This is a genomic window from Moorella naiadis (nom. illeg.), from assembly GCF_051020825.1.
Lineage (GTDB): Bacteria > Bacillota > DSM-521 > Neomoorellales > Neomoorellaceae > Neomoorella > Neomoorella naiadis.
In genome coordinates, this window is sequence record NZ_JAXGFQ010000002.1 from 38074 (window position 1) to 60000 (window position 21927).

A 21927-nucleotide genomic window follows, 5' to 3' on the forward strand; every position below is an offset into this window, starting at 1 on the left:
GCCAGTGGGTGTTAACCTCAATTTAATTTTCAACTTATGTATCCCCGGCAATGACACCTCGCTCTACCAGCTGCCGCAGGGCGGCATCCATAGTCTGCATGCCGTAGCGGGCTCCTGTCTGCAGGCTGGATACTAACTGGTGGGTCTTGCCTTCACGAATGAGGTTTCTCACTGCCGGGGTGGCAATCAAGCTCTCCACCGCCGCCACCCGGCCGACCCTGTCAACCCGGGGTAAAAGCTGCTGGGTAATCACCCCTTCCAGGGTATCGGCCAGCTGGATGCGGATCTGGCCCTGCTGGTGGGGGGGAAAGACGTCGATGATGCGGTCGATACTCTGGATGGCACTGCTGGTATGGAGGGTGGCTAGGACCAGGTGGCCGGTTTCCGCCGCGGTAATGGCCGTGGCGATGGTTTCCAGGTCGCGCATCTCCCCCACCAGGATGACATCCGGGTCCTGGCGCAGGGCGGCCCGCAGGGCCCGAGCAAAGGAGTGGGTATCAGAACCCACCTCCCGCTGGTTGACGATGCTTAATCGGTGCTGGTGCAGGTATTCAATGGGGTCCTCCAGGGTAATGATATGGCAGCGACGTTCCCGGTTGATTTTATCTACCAGGGCCGCCAGGGTGGTGGACTTACCACTACCTGTCGGTCCCGTTACCAGGACCAGGCCGTGCCGGCGCTCCGCCAGTTCCCCTACCACCGGCGGCAAACCCAGGGAGTTTAGATCTGGAATCACCCTGGGGATCAGGCGGATGGCCGCCCCGGTGCTGCCCCGCTGGTGAAAGACATTGACCCGGAAACGGCCTACCCCCGGCAGGGAATAGGCCAGGTCGATTTCGCCCTGTTCCTGAAATATCTCCCATCGCTCGCCCACCATTGGCCGGACTAAGCTCTCTGCTATGCCGCCATCCAGGGGCTCCCACTGGTGCTGGACCTGGAGTTCACCGTTGACCCGGAAGACTGGCGGCAACCCAACGGCGAGATGGACGTCGGAGGCCCCGGCTGCGGCAGCGGCCGCTAGGATGGTTTTTATATCGAGCATCTACATCCCCCTTTACAGGCCCCCCAGGGAAACCCGCAGCACTTCGGCTACCGTGGTTATTCCCTGGCGGGCTTTGGCCAGCCCATCTTCTATTAATGGTACCATACCGGCGGCTACAGCCGCCTCCTTCAGGGCTGTTGCCGGTGCCTTGGCGGCCACCAAGCCCCGCAGTTCCTCATTCATAACCAGGACCTCCTGAATGGCCGTCCGGCCGGCGTAACCCGTATAATGGCAGGCCTCACAGCCCCGGCCACGCCAGAGCTCCTCCCTCTCCGGCAGCCAGGAGCGCTCCGGGGTACCGGGCTCGGGCCGGTAGGTTTCCCGGCAGCGGGGGCAGATCTGGCGCACCAATCGCTGGGCCACCACCCCGATGAGGGAGGAATTCACCAGGTAAGCCTCGATGCCCATATCCAGCAGGCGGGTTATCGCCCCGGCAGCGTCGTTGGTATGCAGGGTGCTGAAGACCAGGTGACCGGTAGTGGCTGCCCGGACGGCAATATCGGCTGTTTCCCGGTCACGAATCTCCCCGACCATGATGATATCCGGGTCCTGGCGCAGGATGGAGCGCAGGCCGGAAGCAAAGGAGAGCCCGGCCCTGGGGTTGACGCGCACCTGGTTGATACCGGGCAGCAGGTATTCCACCGGATCCTCAATGGTGACGATATTTTTCTCCGGTGAACTCAAGGAATTGAGGGTGGCGTACAGGGTTGTCGTCTTACCGCTCCCCGTTGGCCCGGTAATCAATAACATACCGTAAGCACTCCGGACCAGGCTGGTATAGCGTTCCTGAACGGCAGGCAGAAACCCCAGCCGGTTCAGGGGTAGGAGCATGGCCGCCTGATCCAGCAGGCGCAAAACAACCTTTTCCCCATAAACTGTCGGCAGGGTAGAAACCCGCAAGTCGACATTGTGCCCGTCCAGCGTAAACTGGAAGCGGCCGTCCTGGGGCAGCCGTTTTTCGGCAATATCCATCCCGGCCAGGATCTTGATTCTGGATATCAGGCTGTTTAAAACGCCCAGGGGCAACCGGGACACCTCGCGCAGCAGGCCGTCTACCCGTAGGCGCACCCGCACTTCCCCTTCCTGGGGTTCGATATGGATATCGCTGGCCTGGGCCTGGATAGCCTGCTGGATAAAGTTATTGACCAGGCGAACGGCCGGGGCACCACTGCCAGTCCCAGCGGTAAGCCCGGTGGTATCCGGGGAACCTGGGTTGCTGGCTGTCTCCAAAGCAGCGACGGCCACCTCATTGTTAACCCTCAGGCCTTCCTTTTGCCAGAAGTTACTCAGGGCGGCAGTAATCTCGCCCTCGGCGGCGATAGCCGGCATAATCTCCTTACCGGTGACCAGGCGCAGGTCGTCCAGGGCCAGGAGGTTCAGGGGGTCGGCCAGGGCCACCAGCAGGCGGTTACCGTCCAGGCGGATGGGAATAGCCTGGTAACGCCGGGCCAGGCCCTCAGGCACCAGGCGGACGACTTCCGGGTCCAGGTGGTAGTCCGCCAGGACCACCTTGGGAATCCCTAACTGGAATTCCAGGACCTCCAGTATATTGGCTTCGGTGACAAATCCCAGGCGCAGCAAGACCTTACCCAGGCGTTCCCCACTGCGTTTCTGTTCCTGCAGGGCCTGGTCCAGCTGTTCCTTGGTGATCATCCCGGCTTCTAATAACAGATCCCCCAGGCGCCGGCGACCGTCCATAGAACTCCCCTCCGAAATGAAATATGAGATGGGGGAGGTGAGAGGTGAGATGCCCTCAGCCTTCCTTCGCGCCGGGGTTCCCCAGGCCAAGAACCGCCATTATTTCCTCAACAGCAATGGGGGTAATCTGCACCCGGCCCAGTCTTTCCGGCAGGATCATCCGCAGCTGCCCCCAGGCGATCTTTTTATCGTGGCCCAGGGCTGCCCGGAAGGCCGCCGGATCTAGTGCCGGCATAGTTACTGGCAGGCCGGCCCGCTCCAGCAGGCGCACCAGGCGCCCGGTCTCGGCAGCAGAAAACATCCCCCGCTGGACGGCCATCCTAGCGGCGGCCACCATACCCATCGCCACCGCCTCACCATGGCGGTAAGTATTAAAACCGGTTACCGCCTCGACGGCATGGCCCACAGTATGGCCAAAATTTAAAATCGCCCGCAGGCCCTTCTCCCTTTCATCCCCGGCTACTACCTTTGCCTTTAAAGCGCAGCAGCGCAGGATGATGCTTTCCAGGACCCCTCTATCACCCCGCAGGGCCTGGTCCAGGTGCTCTTCCAGGTAGGCGAAGAAACCGGCGTCGGCGATAACCCCATACTTGATGACCTCAGCCAGGCCGGCCCGGATCTCCCGCGGCGGCAGTGTGGTCAAGGCGTCGGTATCGGCAAGGACCATCCTCGGCTGATAAAAAGCCCCGATCAGGTTTTTACCTTTGGGGTGGTTGACAGCCACTTTACCGCCGACACTGGAATCCACCTGGGCCAGGATGGTAGTGGGTATCTGGATGAAAGGCACCCCCCGCAACCAGGTAGCGGCGATAAAACCGGCGACGTCGCCGGCGACGCCGCCCCCCAGGGCGATAACGGCGGCACGCCTTTCGATACCGGCATCCAGGGCGGCATTATAGAGCCCTGCCGCCACCTCCAGGCTCTTAGCCTCCTCGCCATCGGGCACCAGGGCCAGGTGAGGCTGGAAGCCGGCCTCCTTGAGGCTGATCTCAATTGCCGGCCAGTATAAGCCGGCCACGGTGGCGTTACTCACCACCAGGCAGGGGGCCGCCAGGTCCAAGGTATGTAAATAGAAACCGGTTCTGGGTAGGAGCCCGGAGCCGCAGTAAATCTCATAGCTGCGTTCACCCAGGTCTACGGTAAGCTGGCCAGCCACGTCTTTAAAGCCTCCTTTATCTCCCCGGCTACGGCGATAGCATCCTTACCGTCAGTATCAATGTAAAGATCGGCGAAGGCGTAGTAGGGCTCTCGCCTTTGCCACAGGTCGGCAATATCCTTTACCCCGTGTCCCTGAAGGAGGGGGCGGTCGCCAGTAATACCAGCCCGCTTCAGGGCTGTCTCCGGCCGTACCTGCAGCCAGACGACCCGGTTACCCTGTCGCAGGCGCTGGACATTGACCCTGGAAAGGACGGCCCCGCCGCCGGTGGCAATAACGGCCCGGCTGGCAGCAGCCACCCGGGCTACGGCTTCCATCTCGATCTCCCGGAAAAAGCTCTCCCCTTCCCTGGCGAAGATCTCTTTCACCAGCAGGCCCGTCCGCTCTTCCACCAGGGCGTCGGTATCTAAAAAGTACCAGCCCAGATCGGCAGCTAGCAGCCGGCCGACAGTTGTTTTACCGCTGCCCATGAAGCCGATTAGAACAATATTGCCCGGCATCCCCATCCCCCTTTAGCGGTTTATTTAAAGCTGCCCCCGTGGGGGTCATGCAGGTAGCGCCGGTAATCCTCCAGCCGTTCCTTAAGCACTGGCAGGTAATCCCCGCCGAACTGCTCCAGGATGGCCCCGGCCAGGACCAAGGCTACGGCCGCCGCAGCTACTACCGCCGCCGCCGGCACGGCGCAAATATCCGAGCGTTCCACACTGGCTGTGACCGGCTTTTTCGACAGGAAATCGACGCTGGGCAGGGGGTGCCTGAGGGTAGGAATGGGTTTCATGGCCGCCCGGATAACCAGGGTTTCCCCGTTGGTCATACCCCCTTCCAAGCCACCGGCCCGGTTGGTAGGATGGTAAAAGCCCTGTCCTTCCCGGTAGGCAATGGCATCGTGTGCCTGGCTGCCCGGCAGGGCGGCCACCCCAAAACCGGCGCCGATCTCTACCCCTTTAATGGCCGGGATGCTCATCAGGGCCTGGGCCAGGCGGCCGTCCAGGCGCCGGTCCCACTGCACGTGGCTGCCCAGGCCCGCAGGCACCCCCCGGCCTTGAACCTCCACCGTTCCCCCCAGGGTATCGCCCTGCTGGCGCGCCGCTTCAATGGCCGCCACCATCGCCCGGCTCGCCTCTCCGTCGGCGCAGTAGACCGGCGACTCCAGGGAACGACAGGCGGCCTCCCAGGCAACCGGACCGGGCACCGCAACAGGGCCAATCCGCACGACGTGGAAGGCCAGATTAATGGCCAACTCCTGCAGCAGGGCCACCGCTACGGCCCCGGCAGCCACCCGGGCCGCCGTCTCCCGGGCGCTGGCCCGCTCCAGGATATTACGCAGGTCTGTCTGGTGGTACTTTAATCCCCCGGGCAGGTCCGCATGACCGGGTCGCGGCCGGGTTACCACTTTCTCCGCCCGGGCTGCCGGCCCCGGGGCCATGATCTCCTGCCAGTTTTCCCAGTCCCGGTTGGCTATCAAGAGGGCAACCGGGCTGCCCAGGGTCAGGCCGCCCCGCACCCCGGCCAGGATCTGCGCCCGGTCCTGTTCAATGGCCATGCGCCCGCCCCGGCCATAGCCCCCCTGGCGCCAGGCCAGCCAGGTATTGATATTTTCCTCCACCAGGGGCACCCCGGCCGGCAGGCCTTCGATGATTATATTTAAACCCCGGCCGTGGGATTCGCCGGCAGTCAGGTAACGTAACATGGCATTCTTTCTCCCCTCTTAATGCTGGTATCCCAGCACCAATTTCCTTTTTACCGTCCTGGCTGGCTGTCCTCGTTCAGCCGGGCTACCGGGCCGCCCGGGACGGTAGCAGGCACAGCTTCCTGCAGGGCTTGCCGCATGACAGCTATGGGGGCGTCTTTACCCGTCCAGAGGGTAAAGGCCTCAGCTCCCTGGTAAAGGAGCATGTCCAGCCCGGCGACAACCCGGCAACCCTGGTGCCGGGCCTCCTGCAAGAAACGGGTCTCCAGGGGGTTGTAGACCAGGTCGTAGACCCACTGCCCGGCCTGCAGCCAGCCAGGGGGCAGTGGGCTTGTTTCTACCCGTGGCCACATACCCAGGCTGGTAGTATTAACCACCAGATGGGCCGTCGCCACCTCAGCCTGCAACCCGGTTGCCGGCTCTCCGGCCCTTGCTGCTTCGGGGTCTCCTGGCCAGCCGGTTCCTGGCAGTTCAAAGGTGGCGGTCCCGGAGAAACCGGCTCTCGCCAGGGCGGCAGCCAAGTCCCGGGCCCGTTCTAGGGTCCGGTTGACCATGACCAGGCGCCGGCAGCCGGCCGCAGCCAGGGTGAAGGCTACCGCCCGGGCGGCGCCCCCGGCACCCAGAATAACCACCCTTTTCCCGTCGGGATTAAAACCGGTTTCCCTGAGGGAACGCAAAAAACCGCTGCCATCGGTGTTATAGCCTTTCAGGCACCGGTCTTCATGAACAATAGTATTCACCGCCCCGATCCTGGCCGCCAGCGGTTCGACCATATCCAGGGAAAGGATTATGGTCTCCTTATGGGGTACGGTAACATTGGCCCCCCGGCAGCCAAGGGATCTTAAACCCGCCAGGGCGGCCGGCAAATCCCCGGGGGCCACATCGAAGGCCAGATAAACCAGATCAAGGCCGGTGGCCTTAAAGGCCGCATTATGCATTAGGGGTGAAAGGGAGTGCCCTACCGGGTGGCCCAGGAGGGCCACCAGGCCGGTTGAAGCCTTTACCTGTACCATTTGCCATCTTGCCGTCCTTTATAGGGATTGTAACTCACCCGGGCCACCTTCAAATTTAACTGGCGCTTGTACCATACCGCGAATCCGACTGATATATCGGCTTCCTGCCCTTTATTTTAGGTTTATTGATTGGGCAGGCTGGGTAGTTACCTGGAATGAAGCCTTCAGGGGTGTTTGTTGCCGTTAAAATCAGTTACCGGCAGGCGCCGGGTCAAAAAGCGCTCTACGTGGCGCATCATCCTGGTGCCGATGAATTCCCGGCTGTTTATGGGCATAACCAGGATTGTATACATGCCCAGGCGGTTACCCCCCAGGATGTCGGTAAAGACCTGGTCACCGATGACGGCGGTACCACCAGCCTCAGTGCCCATTACGGCCATGGCCTGGCGGAAAGCCCGGCGCCGGGGCTTGCCGGCCCGGGAGATACCAGGAATCCCTAGGGCGTCGGCTACCTTCTTAACCCGGCTGCTGCGGTTGTTGGAGACTAGGCAGGCCTTGATCCCCTGCTCCTTTAAATCCGCAAACCACTGCCGCACCCCCCGGTCCAGGGTGGCCCGGCCCCATTCGGTCACCGTATTATCCAGGTCAATAATCAAACCCCGGATACGCCGTTCTTGCAGCAGGGCCAGGGGTATATCGCACAGGGAGCGTACGTAGAGGTCTGGTTGCAGTAGTTTAATTGTTGTTCACCCCAATTACAGGAACTCCAAGATTATTATACCATAAAAGCCGGCGGCTGTGCCTGCCGGCGGCAAAATCTCTACCCCTTCCCGACAACGCCCCCCGGAGGGCAGATGTCGCCAAGAGGGCAAAGGTCACAGGCAGGTTCCTTCTTCAAGCAGATCCGGTTGGCCAGGGCGTCGATTAAGGCATGGTACTCGTTATAAAGCCGGTTATCTCGGGGCAAGTTGGCCATAAAAAAATCCTGCATCTCCTGGTAGGATGCCTTGGCCGTAAAAAAGCCTAGCCGGGAAAAAACCCGGCGCGTATAAGCATCCATGACCATGATGGGGTAATTCCCGGCGTAACAGAGGATGGCGTCGGCCGTTTCCGGGCCAATGCCGAAAACAGCCAAGATCTCCTTTCGCAGTCGTTCCAGGGGCTGGGCGAACATGGCCTCCAGGGACCCACCATACCGCTCGTGAAGATAGTCGCTAAAGGCTTTGAGTTTCCTGGCCTTGACGCGGTAATAACCAGTCGGCCGGATGTGGGGTTCCAGTTCTTCCGGTGTGGCCCGCTGCATGGCCTCCGGGGTGAGAAGCCCCGCTCCTTTGAGGTTGGCAATGGCCTTTTCAACGTTCTTCCAGGCTACGTTCTGGGTGAGGATGGCGCCCACGATAACCTCAAAGGGTGTTTCCGCCGGCCACCAGTGCCGGGGACCAAAATGCCGGTAGAGGCGTGCGTATATCTCCTGAAGTCTATCCGCCATCCTGGTATTCAGCACTTGGCTTGGATGGCTATCCAAGGCGGCGGTTCGTTCTATCGGTTGCAAACTCGCCGGGCCTTCCCTTCTATTACCAACCTATTACCAACCTGGGCTAGCTATACGATCTCGAACTATCATAACCCATCTTTAACTGGCCGACATGGGCGAGAAAAAGCTTTAATAAGTCGACAGATAGGAACTGCTATGGCGATACTATATTTTGCTTCCCGGTAACGCCGGTTAGACATTCATGCTGCCCCGGCGGCACCGACAAGACAACAGAATAAAAACGATAACTGCCAGCCCCAAGGAAACTGGCTCGCCCTTCCCTTAAAGTACCGGCCAGGGCGAGGACAGACCGTAAATATTTTTATTTCGGCACGAAGGTACGTTTTCCTGCTACCTGAATACCGCCCTGAATAAAAACTAAGGGGGAAACTGCATTCCTCCCTTTATAAGCCCTACGTCCTATCAAACCGATAATTCCTTCAACAACTTCTGGATAGCCTTTTTTTCTATTCTGGAGACGTAGGAGCGGGAGATGCCCATCTTCCGGGCTATATCCCGCTGGGTACGGCGGAAACCCTGCAATAACCCGTAACGCATCTCCAGGACCTTTCTCTCCCGGGGCGTCAGGGTATTAACCTTCTGCCGCACCCGTTGTTGCTCGCAGGAGGATTCCACCATCTCGGCTACATCCTGTTCAGAGCCCAGGATGTCAATCAGGGCGATCTCATTACCTTCGCGGTCCACGCCGATGGGATCATAAAGGGAGACTTCACCCCGGGTCTTCTTTAAGGCACGTAAGTGCATGAGGATCTCAATGTCAATGACAAAAGGTAGCGTTAATTAATGGTAATATTGCCGGCCTTCCCCGGTTCGGATACCCTGGCCAGGACAGTAACATTGACTCCAGTCAGGCCGTGTTTTCCCGGGCTTACCCGCCCGGATATGACTACCTGAGCCACCAGAGCCCGCACCAGGGCCTTTTTCTCGGCAAAGTTAAGGTCATCCAGTTTGGCCAGCACTTCCTGGGCCAGAGAACGGAACTCTACCAGTTTCCCGGCCGCCCCCTCTATCCCCTGGAGGGTGGCGGCCAGCTCTTTCTGGCGCTGTTCCAGCCTTTCTTTACGCCTTTTCAATTCCCCCAATTTATTTTTTGTTTGGGCGTCCAGTTCCAGCAGGCCGGCGGCCAGGGCCTCCAGGACCGCCTCCCTTCCCTTTTCCACCTCCTTCAAATGCCTTTCTATCCGTTGCAGTTCGCCCCGGACTTCTTCAACCTGGGGAGAAGCCTCAATGGTGGCGGTTACCAGGCTGTCCGGGTCCTGGAGCCAGGAGCAGACCTGTTCCCATACCACTTCCTCCACCGGAGTGGCGAGTATCATTTTGACTGGCCGGCAGCCGCTATTTTTCGTCCCCTGAAAGTGTTTCCGGCAGGTGTAACGCCGGTCTTTCACCCCCCACCATTTGGCGTAAACGCCGGTCATGGTATTGCCGCAATCGGCGCAGGTTACCAGGCCGGATAAAAGATACTCCTGCCGGCTTTTACCGGCCCATAGCCGCCTGGCCTCTTTTAATTTTTCCTGGGCCTTATTCCAGGTGTCGGGATCGATTATAGCGGGAACCGGAATATCTATCCCTTTGTACTTCCATAGCCCCTTATAAGCCGGATTAGTCAGGATCTGCCTGACCACCATCCGGTGCCACGGGTTTTTCTTTTTCCGTGTCGGTATACCCTGCTCATTTAACCTTTTGGCAACACCGTTAACCCCCAGGTCCTCTTCGATAAACCACCGGAATATATTCTTTACTACCGCAGCCTCTTCCTCTAAGACTGACACTTTCCCGGTTTCCGGGTCGTAGCTATAACCATAGTTATAAAACCCTATCGGGATCCCGCCCTGCCTGGCTTTCTGGGTTTTGCCCCTGGTCATGCGCTCCCTGATCTTCTCTTTTTCAAACTCGGCTATGGCCCCTCTGATAGAGTAAAACAGTTTGCCTTCGGGGGTATCCTGCCAGGTAAAGTCCAAGAAATCCAGGCGGACGCCGGCTTTTTCAAATTCCTCCGTCAGGAGCAGCTGATGGGCCAGCTTCCGGGACAGGCGGTCAGGGTCCCGGAGAATTATAATGTCAACCTGCCCTTCTCGGACCGCTTCACGCATGGCATTTAAGCCCGGCCTGTCAAGGAGGGCCCCGCTGACGCCTTCATCCGCGAATGCCAGGACCGAAGCAACCCCCAGAGAAACAGCCCGGCGGTGACAGGCATCGCGCTGCTCCGCCAGGCTGTAGCCGTGCCGGGCCTGGTCCTCCGTGCTCACCCTCACATAGATTGCTGCTTGCACCTGCTGCTAGCCTCCAGCACTTTTTTGGCCAGGAGACGGTAAGCGTCCCGCAGCCCTGAAGCACCCGCGGATGAATAAACCACCTTCACGTTTATGGGGAATGGCGTTTTACCTTGAAGTCCCGGTTTTTTACCCTTCACCGGTCGTCCCCCCTTCCCTATATTCTACGAAAGGCGCAGATTGTCCTACCACAGGAAAAGGGCTCCAATGAGGGAGCCCCTTCCGTAAAAAATAGCCCCGGTCCAGGACCGTGGCCAATATCTATTAGCGTCGCCAATGTAAAATAATGCCTGCTCAGCTCGCGTTCCCTAAATGGCTTTGCCTCTCCTTATAATCTCGTCATGCAGGAAATCGCCCCGTTTGGCGTTACGATACTGGTCAAGGGAATAAGGACGCGGCGATAAATCATAATCCACCTGTTCAGCCAGTTTCTTCAGAACCACCGTTTCTTCTATCCTGTCCCGGCCCAGATCGGGACTGATAATGGCCACATCGATATCGCTATCCTCCCGGGCCTTGCCTGAAGCATAGGAACCAAAAAGGATAGCCCTATCAACCCTGATATTATTCTTACGCAACAATTGGATATATTCCCGGACCGTTAACTCAACTTGCTTTCCAGCCATATGACATTCTCCGTCTTAGGCTTGCTCTTGGAGAGTTCCCTTCTGAAAGAGCTTCAGCAAGCTAGTTCGAATGGGTTCAAATGTCGTTTCCTCCAGGGTTCCAAGATATGCCCTTACCCGCCTAACATCAACTGCCCGTACCTGGTCAATTAATACGGTCGAGGCCCTGGGAATCCCTCCGGCCCCTGGGGGCAGGGATTGGTATAAAGCTGGGTTTCTTGCAACCCACGGGCCACTTTGCGTTGTCAAGGGCACCACGATTACCACGGGGTAGCGCACAGGGCCTTGAGGCACACCTACAACTACAGCAGGCCTCACCCCTTCCTGTTCATGGCCTTTGGGATCATGGGTGGGAAGGGCAATTGAAAGAATATCCCCTGCCGCTACCGCCCTAATAACCATTACTGTTTGCCTCCCTCGATAATTAAGCCGATACCTGATTCATACTTTACCGGTTTCCCTTCAGCTGGCCCTTCCTTCCCCCAATCATACGGAGGTAATTCACCTAAATCAGCTTCCAGCCAAGCCTGGTCTTCAGCTTTAGCCTGGATTAATACAAACTCCAAAAACCTTTTCACCACAAGAGTTTCTTTCTCTGGCAAAGCCTCTATTAATCGATATAATTCATCCTTGGCTACGCTCACTATTAGCCACCTTCCTTCCGGTAAAAAGCCATTATTTATCGCCTTCCCGCCACCATTTTACCCCAGGGTTACCAAAATATCAATATAGCTATAGCTTGGCCTGTTCTTTCTCCCTTCTAGTCTTTTAAAAATAGGTCTTAACCTTTACCCCCTCCGGCAAGGGGCAGGATACTTCCAAACCCGGAAGAAGCGTAAAATATAAGTATGCCCTGGCCTCCGGCCCCCATAAACTTCCCTCATAGCGGCCTTGCAGCCAGCCAGCAGGCGCATAAGATACCTCATCCAAATAACTGCAGCGGTTATCATTCATTTTCGCCAGCTGGACAGCCAGGCGGCAGCCGCAGTGCAGGTCAACATGCTCGCCCTGGGCTGTCTCAATATAGTGCCGGTAGCCGCCAGCGTCATGCTTTAGTTTCAGCATACCTTCGGTCATTAATATAACCCCCTTTGTTCTTAGGCCTTTGGCTCCTGCCTTCCGGCCTTAACAGCAGCATTTGCCAGCGGGACGGGGAGGCAAGGGCCGACCGGAGGGAGGGGCCGAGGAATAGCGGACTGAGCGGAGCGAAGGAGCATATGCCGCAGGCCGCACCCTTGCCGGACCGGCCCGGCGGCGGTATAATCCAAGGCCGGCCGGAAGGCCAGGAGGCTTGAAATCAAAGGCAGCAGGTGCGCTTTAGCGCTCCTGCTGCCATCCTCTGTTGCCTTGTTTATTCGGGCCGCCGCTACGTCACGCCGTTAGGCCGAAAGACGTTGCGGCGGCCCCCGGGGAAGTACCCTCACGAAAGCAAGGTCACGGTAGGCATATTGCCAGTTATATCAAGCCTTGACGGGTTATTTTTGCCTCTCCTGTACGTACACTTTCACCCCTAAGGGACTGATATTTCTGGCCACCCTATATGTGCTGATGTATTCTCATTGCTGGCTATTTCTGTCATTTCTCATAAATTGCTTAACGCTTGCGGTCCTAGTGAATGATAGGCACCCCCGGCCTCGGCCGGGGATGCCAGAAAAAGAAGACTTACTGGTTAACGAATACCTTCCCGTTTTCATAAGTAACGGTTGCCCCGAGAAATTCTGCCCACCGGCGCAGGGGGACGTAGTTTTTCACCAGGTCTTTGGCCGCTGAGTATCTGTCCCCCACTATCTGGTCCGTAAATATCTCTGGATGTTCCCGGGATATTTGTGCCGCCAATTCGTCGGTAATGTTCCTACGCTGGCGCTCAATTTCTGTTAACCAGTCATGAGTTGAAAATTCCAGACCGATCTTAAATCATCTCCTCAATGCAATTGCGTGCTTTTTACCGGCGCGAAGTATCGCATAGGCACTGTAACGTATTGAGGCCCAATAAACGGCAGGCTCTTACCCCACACCGGCACGGTTATTGACGCCATAAAACCGGGCTGCCTCGCTGTCCCATAAGGGATAGGGTCGCCGGGGTTAACGCCTGTAAAATTGTTTAAGGTTATCGGCCCCGGATAGGGGCATCCCGGACCGGGCGCAAACTGGCCTCCCGTAAAACTGGTATTGGTCATTCTGGCAAAGGCGACGGCAAAATTGCTCCTGGCTATATCAATGTTGGTCGGCGTATTATCAGTCATACCGCTTATATTGGCAGTATTAGCGCTAAAATTTACCGCTTCGCCTAACCACATATAGGTTGCGGTCGCTAGCTTATGGGCGCCTAACGCCACTCCAGTCACTATCGTCATTAATGACGCCATCATAATAAGCATAATTACAAGAAGGAAGATGGAAATAAATCCATCTTCCTTCTTCAGAATACGCATCATAGGGAATTAACCCCCGTGCCGTTGACTAATAGTTGCGCCGTGACACTGCCGCTCGAAGCCGCCGTGGCGGTCTCAGTCCAGCAGCCATACTCGTCACATTCCGTCCAATGGTACTGGTAGGTTATCTCATATTTGGCCGTTATCGGGTACTCCGTAGGTCCTGGCGCCATCTCACCAGTCAGATTGTCGTATATCGGTGCCCCTGCTACGCTCCAATCCTCCCTAAACTCCGCCGTCGCTTCGTGACCGTTAGGAGTCATGTCTACCGTCAGCGTTCCGTCTGGAGGCACCGGATGCCCAAAAGTAAATTCCGGATTACGTTTGGGATATGTTATCTTGGCGTTCGTTATTTTCCACCAATCCAGGGTCCCCCTTGGAGGCGTCGGGGCTGGAGGCTTTAACGTCGCCTTCACCGTATCCGTCCACTTCGCCGTCCCGGGGTCCCGCGGCATAGAAGGCACTTCGTTCCCGTATATATCCTGCCCGGCCTGGCTGTAAGCTTGCAGGATCAGATAGCCGCCCCCGCCCGAAACCGGCCGGTTTACAGCCGGAACATAAGCCTCTTTGCTGTTGTTGCTCCAGTCGCGGTCGTCCGGCGGGTTCACCGGGTGGATTTTTGCCACCAAAGTATTGCCCTCGTCCGCGCCGGCAAAGGTAAAGGTGAAACTTTTCTCTTCGCCAGGTTTGAACTCCACTATTTGCCCATCCACCCCGGCTACCGGCTGGCCGTTATTGGTCAGGCTCAAAGCTCCCTGGACAGGCTGCGCGTAATCATTGGCCAGGCCAAAAACTACCGTCCCGCTGTAGGAACTGCCGGGGGTTACGGCCGAAGCGCCGGGGTCCAGGGTCTTAACGTACATATCCGGGGCGACAGGCTTTACCGTCACGTCAACGTAGTTGTCGTCGTACCGGGTCTCTAAAGTACTCTCATTAGGGTCTATCATCACCCGGACGGTATAGGGCCGGTCCTCAACTTTGAACTTCAGCTTGACCGGTATTTTCCCCCAGGCGGGTAGGGCCAATCCCTGAACTGCCAAATCGAACTGCCCCTGGCCGTCCCTTCTGGTACCGACGTCCGTCGTCACGGCAGAGCCGACTTCGCTCGTCGCCGTAAACTCGACTACCTTCTCTTCTCCAGGGGCCCCTGTCACTTCATTCGGCCCGGTCAATTTCAGGTTGCACCAGGGCGTGACGGCCCCGATAAAGCCCGGCACTGAGCCGGGGTCGCTCTTGAGGTTATTCGCCCAATCTTTGCCCCGATAGAAACCGATGCCGGCGGGCGTCCTTTCGTCATACCGCGGCATCGCGTCGGCCGCCACGGCGAAGTTATTTTCCTGCGGGCCTTCGTTCAAAAAGAGGTGGTAATAATACGTAGCTCCGTGGGCGAAGGCGTCCAGGGCGCGGAAGTAAACCTTACTTCCATCCGAAGAAGGGATCTCCCGGCCGAAGATGGACTTATACTTGTTTTCCTGGCTGGCGTTTACGCCCGCATCCTGGTTAATGAAGGCTTCCCGGGAAGGCAGAGGCATGTTCAAATAAACCCCGTCGGACATATCGGCGCCCCAGTCTTTTCCCCCAGAGTGGGCGACCACCTTCGGGTCTATCCAGTTCGCCGTCTGGACGGTAACCTTATCCATGGGCACGGCCACTTCCCCTGTGGCAGTCGCCGGCGCCGGTGTCATAGCGGGGTTGATAGGGGTGTATAACTCGTTCAACCCGAACCGGCTGCTCTCGTTGGCCCAGTCCGGTTTGGTCCAAAGTTCGCCCCACACTAGGTCGGGATTTTTCAAGCTGAAGGTGTTGGCCTCAGTGTTATATTCCGCCCCGTTTGGGGATGGATCGTAAAAAAGCACCGGGACGCGGCGGACGAACCAGGTCATGCCGTTGGAAAGGGGGGCCTGGGAGTCGGAAGATGCCCCTTCGGTATTTCCACGTCCATAAAAAGCAAAGGCCGGGTTAACAAATGCTGCCATGAGCAGCAAAAAGAAAAAAGCCCTGAAAAAGGCTTTTCGCAACATGGATAAATTCACTCCTTCATAGTTATTTCCATAGTTATTTCAGATAGCCGACCATCTGAAGGTATTTATAGTCTCTGTTGTCAGGCGGTCCACCCTGGGTCATCATCCAGCGGCCATCAATTTTCTTAAAGCGGGAAATGCCGATCCCTTTATAGCCACTCTCAGTTTCGATTTTGGCTACGACGATAGCAACAGCATTGTGTTTTACGGCTACCTTTATTTCGCTTTTTGTGATCTGGTAATTCTTACGTCCGTCATTCCGCCCATCGTATAGAAATTTCCGTTCACCCTCGAAGTAATTCCTTGTGACCCGTTTGTAAGGCAATTTGTCATAAAAATTCAAGTCCACATTTTTCCGAGCCTCATAGTCCGCCACATTGGCATTAATATCTTCCAACGCTTCTTTAGCCGCTTGGATTAACTCATCATCCGAAGGCAAGTTACTGTCCACACTCTTCGCCACCCGCAGCAGCAGCACCGCCGCCTCACCCCGCAGCAGGTTCTGGTCGGCCCCCAGGACGCCCGGGCTGATACCCTTCATCAAGCCCGTCTTGTCGGCATAAGTGGCTTCCGGGTCAGAGGTGTCGCTGAACACCGCCCCCTGGTCCTTCACCGCCACTTGGTAGACTTTAGCCAGCCTGCCCAGCCACTGCGCCGCCTCCAGCCGGGTAATGGCGGCATCCCAGTCCCCGGACTTATCCGGGATAACGCCTGCTTTAACTAAGCCATCTACTGCCCCGTCGTACCAGTTCTGCCCGGGAGTGCCGCCGGCATCTACAATGCGGTTCAGCACGGCGGCGAACTCCGCCCGGGTCATGTTGTTGTTCAGTCCCAAAGTGCCGTCAGGATAGCCGCCGTAAAGCTCAAAGTCGATGGCCTCAATGATGTCGTCTTGCCCCCAGGAAAAGTCGGTAGTGATGGTACCCTTATCGCTGAAGCGGTACTCCATTTCTGCGCGGGCCGGAACGATAAAGGAGAACAGCATTGCCACCAAGGCAGCAAAAAAGGCCAGCTTCTTGAACATGGAAATCATCTCCTTATAGCATTAGTAATTACGGCAACAATGATAAGGGAATCAAAAAGCACCGGCACGCCGGTACTTTATTCACTTCTCAAATTCTCAGAAACCCTGTTGTATATGGCTTCCGCTATTTCAATCGCTTTTTTTGCATCTTCATGGGTTGCCTCCGGCCAGTCGCCAGGGTAACGGCCTTCAGTAACCCAATCGCTCAACCATTCAAGCTCCATCCCGGCAAAAGCAGCCTTATTTTCAGGTGGAAAAAGCTCAATAAGATACTCCAGGTCATGCTTATACGAAAACTCAATTCCCCTGCCGATAAGAAATGCTTTCAGGCTCTTTTCAGCGCACTGTTGTGCCAGATAGCAGGCTAAACCATATTCTGGCCCTTCTTCATCTTCAAAAGCTAACTTTGCTACTCGTAAATCCCCTTTAGCTTTTTTCAACCATCTTAGGGCTTCTTGTTTAATTTCCTCAGTGTTCATATAGCACCAACCCTTCTTTAAGGGCGGGATGATAAACGGTCCACCAGGAGTCTTTATGCTTGCTAATATCAGCAGGGTTGGCAACGATAATATCCTTCGGCACCTTAAAATCCCGTAATTCCTTACGGATTGCCACCTGCATCTGTCGTTTTTGCTCCCAAGCGCAGTCCATGACGACGAGAATATCTATATCACTGTCCGGCCCGGCTTCTCCTCTCGCCCAGGAGCCGAAAACGATAATTTTTTCAGGATTAAACTTCTCCTGTATACGTTTGACCATGGAATAGACTACTTTCTCATTCATAATATCCCCCCGGACCAGGAGTATTGAAGGTGTTGCCATTTTTATCACCTTCCTGCCACCATTTTACCCCAGGACTGCCAATTTATCAATATGGCCAGCTACTACCCTTATCTTATATCTATCTCCTCACCCTTTGCCATCCCTCCTTCCATCCCGGCCTTCAGCCCCCAGCCTTCCGGCCTTAACATAAAAACTGTTGCCTATATCGAGCCCAGGGTCAACTTACTTGGGGTATAGTTATTTTTTCATATTCGGCTGATAATAGAAATTTGACAACTTCAAAAAATGCAAGCGCCTCTTTGTGACTTAAATTGAACCTTCTCCGTATTGCGGAATACTCTTTAGGTGTTAAGTCTGCGAAAGCGCGAAAATCGCCGGGGTTATTGTTTACGTTCTCAATGAGAGCTTTAACGAAAGTTAACAGTTCATTGTCCACGTTCACTTTGAGACCCCTGGCGATAATACTAGCGCACTCTTGAATTACTTTGTTTTCGTCCACATTAAAACCCTCCAGCTTTAATATTTGAGATCCGCTTTGTAGATCTTGACATTTATAGGGTATTTAGTAATAAGCCGTGCCAGCTGAGCTTTCCTGCTCAGGGAAAATGTAAGGATATTTATAACCACTTTATCCCGCAACTCATGCGGCAACTTTGTATAAGCAGACACCCTGGCCGCTAGGGACTTTAGTGAATAGTAATAATCAAGGATCAAAGCGTGCAGAACCTCGTTTATTTTGAAATAGCGATCTCGATCTTGTGCTTTAAAAATCTTGTTTAAAGCTTCATACCCCGCCCCGTTCAAACAATCGAAAATGTCTTTGCGGTCGAGGTATTTAACCTCCATAGTTATTGCGAAATCGGTATAAATAAGCTCCCTGACGACTTTATTCTCCCGTGCATTTCTATATCGCCGAGAGTACCAGGGATCGGGTAACTCTATTGCTTCACCCCCCGCTGGCGTAAGGAAATAATAAGCCTGGCCCTGGGACAAGCGGCCAGATTTTAAAAATCCGTCTTTTTTCAGGTCGATTAACCGGTTCAAGCAACGTTTCCGGCTGCATTTAAAAATGCCAGCTTTGATAAGTTGGTCAGGTGTGCAAAATCGACTTTCTGCGAGAAAACGCAAAACCTGATGATCGCGTTCGGTTAAAATTTTATCATCTCCTATGCCGCCGTAAAATGCGTCCATTTACTTCCATTAAGGGTGCCATATATTTTTCTTAGATACTACCGTTACTATTTCAATCCAGCTTCTAACCAGGCCGTTTTGTGCGCTTCTTTTGCATATATTGCGCCAGAATTAGCAGGCCGAGCTAGAGCTTCACGAATCTCTATATTCCTCATTTTTATCCCGTATTTCCTAAATATGTAATTTTTGGCATGGTTTGCGCCGCATAGAGCATATATATCATTTATTTTGTCCCATTCATTAGGATTACCTGAAAAGATGTCCTCCAGAAAAACCTGGCGCAAGCGCATGTCATTCACCTCGATAAGAAAGATAAGGCCACGGCGGACCCCGGGCGTTCTTCCCGCACGCCGTGTGTTAATTTGTAAAAGAGCATGTTATTGTAAATTGAGAATAAAATTACTTCATTTCTTCACGGATTAGACCTGCTAATTGGGCCAAGATAGTCGCCGGGGACTATTGGGTTATCACCCTGGCAACCTCCGGGCGGTCCGCTTCGGGCGCTTTGCCCGGACCACGTTTACCTTGCCCCCGAACAAAAGGTAACCCATGACGATTACACCATTCTTTTCCGTTTGCCTGTCATTCCTGTTACCTTTTTGGTTTACGATCATAGTATATATGTCATCTTATTAGTTGTCAACAACTTTTTGGTTTACGCTCAAGCAAAAAGGTAATATAATAAAAAAATAAACACCATAGGGAGAATATACATGAATGACTTTGGAACCTGGCTTAAAACTTGGAGAGAGAAAAAAGGTTTATCAATGCGAAACGTGGCTAAAATACTTAGCCTATCTCAAACATACATTTGGAAACTTGAAGGAAATAAAGTTACTCCTTCTATGCATTTTTTACGCCGTTTTGCCACTAACTTTGAAGCCCCTGAAGTTTACCTTGCTGCTGGCCGCTTGATACCTGAAGAAATTCAAAAAAAATATCAAAGTACCCCATGGCTTATTGAAAGATTAAAAGATATTTGGCATGATGAAGAAAGTTCCATTCCTCCTCCACCTATTCCAGATGATCCAGAGTTGGTAAAGTTTATACTTGATATATATTGGAAACTTAAAAAACATGGCTATACAAGGCGCGATTTGAAATTTATAACAGATATGGTATCGACTTATCTAAATGCGAAACATGGTGAACCTCCGGAGTGATTAATTCGGCGGAGCCATGTTCTCCCACCCACTGATTTAGTAGCAAACCTAAGAGCTCTCGGGCTTTAGAGTGGATTGAAGACCTGGAACGGAAAAGGCAAGCAGAAAAAGAAAAAGCATAAACAAAACCAAAAAATAACTGGCAGCAATGTTATTTTCCCTGCTGCCAGTTATATCTTGTCCGGTTTTTTCTCTGGATTTTACCTTCTGAAGGGCACACTACGCCTATATAGGGTTTTTCACATTTCCCGATGGGCACACGTCACCTTTATCTATCATTATACCAATCACTCATAGCATGTCAACAACTAATTTCGGGCGATATTTCCTGTATATGCTTTTTTATGATCCGGATCTTCAAAAACCTCGCGTCATTGACCCTATATGCGTTAAGCAGGCGTATAACTTTCAATTGCGCCAGTTCCCCACTGTCATTGTAAAGTACTCTGGCAGCATCAACCAAGGGTATGCTTCCAATTCTAGCAAGCATATCTAAGATCATAGCCTTTTTGGTTTGTTTTCGCATAATAATTATTCCTCCTCGCGGTTAACCTTCCTCAACGAACATTATTTCCACCAAGCCGGCTGATACCTCTGCACCATTACCTGAATTTCCGCCAGGACCTCTTCCGGCCAGTCTTTAAACGCCCGCTCCATAAGCCGGACATCATTGGGAAACTCATAGCTGGCATCTACGATTACCGGCTCCCGGCCTGGTATCATAGCAATGATCATGGTCGCCTCTTCCCCGCAGGTCATGACCACAGCCAGCCCGCCGCCGGCCAACTTCCGCGCCTCGCCACCAGCATTGGCAAACAAAGTCTCATCATACAAGCAGTAAAATTGCTCCATTCTTTTTACCTCCCATAAAAATATTCAACTGGCTTTAACCTGGTAAATGCAAAACTCTCCTTTCGCACCGTAACGCCTCAACGTTTTTTGCCTTCCTGCCGGGCATACCCAAATAGTTTTTTTATTCCCGAAGCTCCGTACCTTAGAGGCAATTTGCGTTGGGGTATAGTTTCCCGTATCCGTTTCCACAAACACCTCCGTCCCATCAGCAGCGATATAGGCCGCGTCCGGTGCTTCAACACCAGTACTGCCCCGGTAACTCCCCCCTTCTAGTTCAATAACGTCCCCTACCCGCCAGGTGGCCCTTTCCGCCTCTGAAAGGCGGAAATAGATCGCATTGGTCCTTACCTGGTGGATAACCTCATCCACCTTGCCAGGGTTGACAAAAACCACGGCAGGATCTAAAAAAGGCCCTTCCGGGCCGGTGGCCCATCTTTTCCCCATCCTCTCCAAAAAGTAAACCTCCAAAAACGTGTCCGGTTTTTCCCCGGGAACAGTATAGGCCTTTACATAACCCGCCCTTGCCAGCTGCTCCAGACGCTCCCGGCAGGTGCGCTCTTTAGCTTGAGGCCAGTAAGCCTGCTTAATTTGTTCCAAAGATAAAACCCGGCACCTGGCCAGGTCGGCAAGGATGACTTTATCCCGCTCGGTAAGCTGTTTGGCCACCGCCGCCTTTTTGCGTGGCATGATCATCACTCCCTTCGGCAATAAGGTTGCAGGCATACAAATTAACAGGAGCCAATTTGTCCAACTGTTGGAGAAATTGGCTCCTATTGAGGTTATCGTCCTGTTTGTCGCACCGTGTGACAAATAAGTTCGGCGTTACCATCCCCGGTTTCCAACTGCTGGACAAACAGGCGGGCAAGTTTCTCAAATGCCCTCCAGAGTCCAGATTCGCCGCACAAGGAGCAGTTAAGAACCCCCGCCGGGACAAGCCCGGCGGCTTCCAAGGCCGTTTACGGCCCTCTGAAGGGGGTCCGGGGGCCTGGCCCCCGGCGGGGAAGGGCATCAAAGGGGAGGGGGCGGCGCCCCCTCCCCTTTGGCGGCCCGGAGCGTAGCCCTAATTGGCAGGTTGCCGCCAGGCAAGCTGCCAATAGGGCGAAGCGCAGGGACGCGTGGAGCAGCCAGGGTGAGGCGCAGCCGAACCCCGGAGGCCCCGGCCGGCCGGGTGGAGCGCAGCGACACCCTTGCCCCCAAAGGGGGCGGCCGGCCAGGGGCCGGAGCCACGCTTACTGTTCCTTTACGAGCGCAAGCGAGTTTAGGAACAGTTAGCGGGGTGGCTGCTCCTACTCCCCATAACGTTACCGCGGGGCGGTAACGTTATGGGGAGAAAAGGGCGGTCCGGCGCGACTGGACGGCACGTAAACCCCGTGATAGGATGGCGGGAAACGGGGCCGGGCCGGGTAACGGACCCGTGTCACGGGGTAGTTGCCCGGGGCGGTTTGGCATATTATGCCGATAAGACGCG

26 protein-coding genes and 1 pseudogene are annotated in these 21927 nt (G+C 55.0%); 2 read left to right on the forward strand and 25 right to left on the reverse strand.

Annotated features, from left to right (window positions below):
• Positions 1–34: 34 nt before the first annotated feature.
• The 22 genes and pseudogenes from SDD30_RS01505 to SDD30_RS01610 form a co-directional block, all read right to left on the reverse strand.
• Positions 35–1042, reverse strand: coding sequence for a type IV pilus twitching motility protein PilT (locus tag SDD30_RS01505; RefSeq protein WP_434073168.1), 1008 nt, complete (start codon positions 1040–1042; stop codon positions 35–37).
• A gap of 12 nt (positions 1043–1054) precedes the next feature.
• The gene (locus tag SDD30_RS01510; RefSeq protein WP_434073169.1) at positions 1055–2740 is read right to left on the reverse strand and encodes a GspE/PulE family protein; all 1686 of its coding nucleotides are present in this window, start codon (positions 2738–2740) and stop codon (positions 1055–1057) included.
• A 55-nt stretch (positions 2741–2795) separates the two neighbouring features.
• A complete protein-coding gene (gene aroB / locus SDD30_RS01515; protein ID WP_434073170.1) occupies positions 2796–3896 on the reverse strand; it encodes a 3-dehydroquinate synthase in 1101 nt (366 codons plus the stop codon).
• Positions 3875–4396, reverse strand: a complete 522-nt coding sequence (locus SDD30_RS01520; protein WP_434073171.1) for a shikimate kinase — start codon at positions 4394–4396, stop codon at positions 3875–3877. The genes aroB and SDD30_RS01520 overlap by 22 nt, the downstream gene beginning before the upstream one ends.
• 20 nt (positions 4397–4416) lie before the next feature.
• Positions 4417–5586, reverse strand: a complete 1170-nt coding sequence (gene aroC, locus SDD30_RS01525) for a chorismate synthase (RefSeq protein ID WP_434073172.1) — start codon at positions 5584–5586, stop codon at positions 4417–4419.
• Between the two features lie 50 nt (positions 5587–5636).
• A complete protein-coding gene (locus SDD30_RS01530) occupies positions 5637–6599 on the reverse strand; it encodes a shikimate dehydrogenase (RefSeq protein WP_434073173.1) in 963 nt (320 codons plus the stop codon).
• 164 nt (positions 6600–6763) lie between these two features.
• Positions 6764–7279, reverse strand: coding sequence for a YqeG family HAD IIIA-type phosphatase (locus SDD30_RS01535; RefSeq protein ID WP_434073329.1), 516 nt, complete (start codon positions 7277–7279; stop codon positions 6764–6766).
• 80 nt (positions 7280–7359) lie between these two features.
• Positions 7360–8091: an endonuclease III domain-containing protein gene (locus SDD30_RS01540; RefSeq protein ID WP_434073174.1), complete on the reverse strand. Its 732-nt coding sequence runs from the start codon at positions 8089–8091 to the stop codon at positions 7360–7362.
• 405 nt (positions 8092–8496) lie between these two features.
• Positions 8497–8856: pseudogene (locus tag SDD30_RS01545) on the reverse strand (sigma-70 family RNA polymerase sigma factor); the annotation flags it as partial.
• A 14-nt stretch (positions 8857–8870) separates the two neighbouring features.
• On the reverse strand, positions 8871–10367 hold the full coding sequence (locus tag SDD30_RS01550) for a recombinase family protein (protein ID WP_434073175.1): 1497 nt from the start codon (positions 10365–10367) through the stop codon (positions 8871–8873).
• 308 nt (positions 10368–10675) lie between these two features.
• The gene (locus tag SDD30_RS01555) at positions 10676–10993 is read right to left on the reverse strand and encodes a nucleotidyltransferase domain-containing protein (RefSeq protein WP_434073176.1); all 318 of its coding nucleotides are present in this window, start codon (positions 10991–10993) and stop codon (positions 10676–10678) included.
• A gap of 15 nt (positions 10994–11008) precedes the next feature.
• Positions 11009–11395, reverse strand: a complete 387-nt coding sequence (locus SDD30_RS01560; protein ID WP_434073177.1) for a type II toxin-antitoxin system PemK/MazF family toxin — start codon at positions 11393–11395, stop codon at positions 11009–11011.
• On the reverse strand, positions 11395–11637 hold the full coding sequence (locus SDD30_RS01565; protein WP_434073178.1) for a DUF2281 domain-containing protein: 243 nt from the start codon (positions 11635–11637) through the stop codon (positions 11395–11397). The genes SDD30_RS01560 and SDD30_RS01565 overlap by 1 nt, the downstream gene beginning before the upstream one ends.
• A 124-nt stretch (positions 11638–11761) precedes the next feature.
• Positions 11762–12070: a hypothetical protein gene (locus SDD30_RS01570; RefSeq protein WP_434073179.1), complete on the reverse strand. Its 309-nt coding sequence runs from the start codon at positions 12068–12070 to the stop codon at positions 11762–11764.
• 845 nt (positions 12071–12915) lie between these two features.
• Positions 12916–13428 (reverse strand): hypothetical protein, encoded by a 513-nt coding sequence (locus SDD30_RS01575; RefSeq protein WP_434073180.1) that lies wholly within the window; start codon positions 13426–13428, stop codon positions 12916–12918.
• On the reverse strand, positions 13425–15446 hold the full coding sequence (locus tag SDD30_RS01580) for a hypothetical protein (protein ID WP_434073181.1): 2022 nt from the start codon (positions 15444–15446) through the stop codon (positions 13425–13427). Before SDD30_RS01580 ends, SDD30_RS01575 begins: the two co-directional genes overlap by 4 nt.
• A 34-nt stretch (positions 15447–15480) precedes the next feature.
• Complete coding sequence (locus SDD30_RS01585) at positions 15481–16470, reverse strand: S-layer homology domain-containing protein (protein ID WP_434073182.1); 990 nt, start codon at positions 16468–16470, stop codon at positions 15481–15483.
• A 77-nt stretch (positions 16471–16547) separates the two neighbouring features.
• On the reverse strand, positions 16548–16949 hold the full coding sequence (locus tag SDD30_RS01590; protein ID WP_434073183.1) for a HEPN domain-containing protein: 402 nt from the start codon (positions 16947–16949) through the stop codon (positions 16548–16550).
• Complete coding sequence (locus SDD30_RS01595; RefSeq protein WP_434073184.1) at positions 16939–17292, reverse strand: nucleotidyltransferase domain-containing protein; 354 nt, start codon at positions 17290–17292, stop codon at positions 16939–16941. The genes SDD30_RS01590 and SDD30_RS01595 overlap by 11 nt, the downstream gene beginning before the upstream one ends.
• A 178-nt stretch (positions 17293–17470) precedes the next feature.
• Positions 17471–17752 carry a hypothetical protein gene (locus tag SDD30_RS01600; RefSeq protein ID WP_434073185.1) on the reverse strand — a complete coding sequence of 94 codons (282 nt, stop codon included), beginning with the start codon at positions 17750–17752 and terminating at the stop codon, positions 17471–17473.
• Between the two features lie 17 nt (positions 17753–17769).
• The gene (locus SDD30_RS01605) at positions 17770–18444 is read right to left on the reverse strand and encodes a hypothetical protein (RefSeq protein WP_434073186.1); all 675 of its coding nucleotides are present in this window, start codon (positions 18442–18444) and stop codon (positions 17770–17772) included.
• Between the two features lie 47 nt (positions 18445–18491).
• The gene (locus tag SDD30_RS01610; protein ID WP_434073187.1) at positions 18492–18734 is read right to left on the reverse strand and encodes a hypothetical protein; all 243 of its coding nucleotides are present in this window, start codon (positions 18732–18734) and stop codon (positions 18492–18494) included.
• Between the two features lie 423 nt (positions 18735–19157).
• On the opposite strand from SDD30_RS01610, the gene SDD30_RS01615 reads away from it, so the two are divergent.
• Positions 19158–19607 carry a helix-turn-helix domain-containing protein gene (locus tag SDD30_RS01615; RefSeq protein WP_434073188.1) on the forward strand — a complete coding sequence of 150 codons (450 nt, stop codon included), beginning with the start codon at positions 19158–19160 and terminating at the stop codon, positions 19605–19607.
• A 301-nt stretch (positions 19608–19908) separates the two neighbouring features.
• Here the strand turns inward: SDD30_RS01615 and SDD30_RS01620 are convergent, their stop codons facing one another.
• Genes SDD30_RS01620 through SDD30_RS01630 form a run of 3 tightly spaced genes read right to left on the reverse strand, consistent with a single transcriptional unit; the run spans position 19909 to position 21146 of the window.
• The gene (locus tag SDD30_RS01620) at positions 19909–20133 is read right to left on the reverse strand and encodes a hypothetical protein (protein ID WP_434073189.1); all 225 of its coding nucleotides are present in this window, start codon (positions 20131–20133) and stop codon (positions 19909–19911) included.
• A gap of 41 nt (positions 20134–20174) precedes the next feature.
• Positions 20175–20459 (reverse strand): hypothetical protein, encoded by a 285-nt coding sequence (locus tag SDD30_RS01625; protein ID WP_434073190.1) that lies wholly within the window; start codon positions 20457–20459, stop codon positions 20175–20177.
• Positions 20460–20483: 24 nt separating this feature from the next.
• Positions 20484–21146: a replication-relaxation family protein gene (locus SDD30_RS01630; protein WP_434073191.1), complete on the reverse strand. Its 663-nt coding sequence runs from the start codon at positions 21144–21146 to the stop codon at positions 20484–20486.
• 442 nt (positions 21147–21588) lie between these two features.
• Between SDD30_RS01630 and SDD30_RS01635 the strand changes: the two genes are divergently transcribed.
• On the forward strand, positions 21589–21777 hold the full coding sequence (locus SDD30_RS01635) for a hypothetical protein (RefSeq protein ID WP_434073192.1): 189 nt from the start codon (positions 21589–21591) through the stop codon (positions 21775–21777).
• The last annotated feature ends 150 nt before the right edge of the window (positions 21778–21927 follow it).

Excerpts from the sequence above, each read along its gene's own strand:
- SDD30_RS01505 (WP_434073168.1), bottom strand. The coding sequence starts at position 1,042 with ATGCTCGATATAAAAACCATCCTAGCGGCCGCTGCCGCAGCCGGGGCC.
- SDD30_RS01510 (WP_434073169.1), bottom strand. The coding sequence starts at position 2,740 with ATGGACGGTCGCCGGCGCCTGGGGGATCTGTTATTAGAAGCCGGGATG.
- SDD30_RS01520 (WP_434073171.1), bottom strand. The coding sequence starts at position 4,396 with ATGCCGGGCAATATTGTTCTAATCGGCTTCATGGGCAGCGGTAAAACA.
- aroC (WP_434073172.1), bottom strand. The coding sequence starts at position 5,586 with ATGTTACGTTACCTGACTGCCGGCGAATCCCACGGCCGGGGTTTAAAT.
- SDD30_RS01530 (WP_434073173.1), bottom strand. The coding sequence starts at position 6,599 with ATGGTACAGGTAAAGGCTTCAACCGGCCTGGTGGCCCTCCTGGGCCAC.
- SDD30_RS01555 (WP_434073176.1), bottom strand. The coding sequence starts at position 10,993 with ATGGCTGGAAAGCAAGTTGAGTTAACGGTCCGGGAATATATCCAATTG.
- SDD30_RS01560 (WP_434073177.1), bottom strand. The coding sequence starts at position 11,395 with ATGGTTATTAGGGCGGTAGCGGCAGGGGATATTCTTTCAATTGCCCTT.
- SDD30_RS01570 (WP_434073179.1), bottom strand. The coding sequence starts at position 12,070 with ATGACCGAAGGTATGCTGAAACTAAAGCATGACGCTGGCGGCTACCGG.
- SDD30_RS01575 (WP_434073180.1), bottom strand. The coding sequence starts at position 13,428 with ATGATGCGTATTCTGAAGAAGGAAGATGGATTTATTTCCATCTTCCTT.
- SDD30_RS01580 (WP_434073181.1), bottom strand. The coding sequence starts at position 15,446 with ATGTTGCGAAAAGCCTTTTTCAGGGCTTTTTTCTTTTTGCTGCTCATG.
- SDD30_RS01585 (WP_434073182.1), bottom strand. The coding sequence starts at position 16,470 with ATGTTCAAGAAGCTGGCCTTTTTTGCTGCCTTGGTGGCAATGCTGTTC.
- SDD30_RS01590 (WP_434073183.1), bottom strand. The coding sequence starts at position 16,949 with ATGAACACTGAGGAAATTAAACAAGAAGCCCTAAGATGGTTGAAAAAA.
- SDD30_RS01595 (WP_434073184.1), bottom strand. The coding sequence starts at position 17,292 with ATGGCAACACCTTCAATACTCCTGGTCCGGGGGGATATTATGAATGAG.
- SDD30_RS01605 (WP_434073186.1), bottom strand. The coding sequence starts at position 18,444 with ATGGACGCATTTTACGGCGGCATAGGAGATGATAAAATTTTAACCGAA.
- SDD30_RS01610 (WP_434073187.1), bottom strand. The coding sequence starts at position 18,734 with ATGCGCTTGCGCCAGGTTTTTCTGGAGGACATCTTTTCAGGTAATCCT.
- SDD30_RS01615 (WP_434073188.1), top strand. The coding sequence starts at position 19,158 with ATGAATGACTTTGGAACCTGGCTTAAAACTTGGAGAGAGAAAAAAGGT.
- SDD30_RS01620 (WP_434073189.1), bottom strand. The coding sequence starts at position 20,133 with ATGCGAAAACAAACCAAAAAGGCTATGATCTTAGATATGCTTGCTAGA.
- SDD30_RS01625 (WP_434073190.1), bottom strand. The coding sequence starts at position 20,459 with ATGGAGCAATTTTACTGCTTGTATGATGAGACTTTGTTTGCCAATGCT.
- SDD30_RS01630 (WP_434073191.1), bottom strand. The coding sequence starts at position 21,146 with ATGCCACGCAAAAAGGCGGCGGTGGCCAAACAGCTTACCGAGCGGGAT.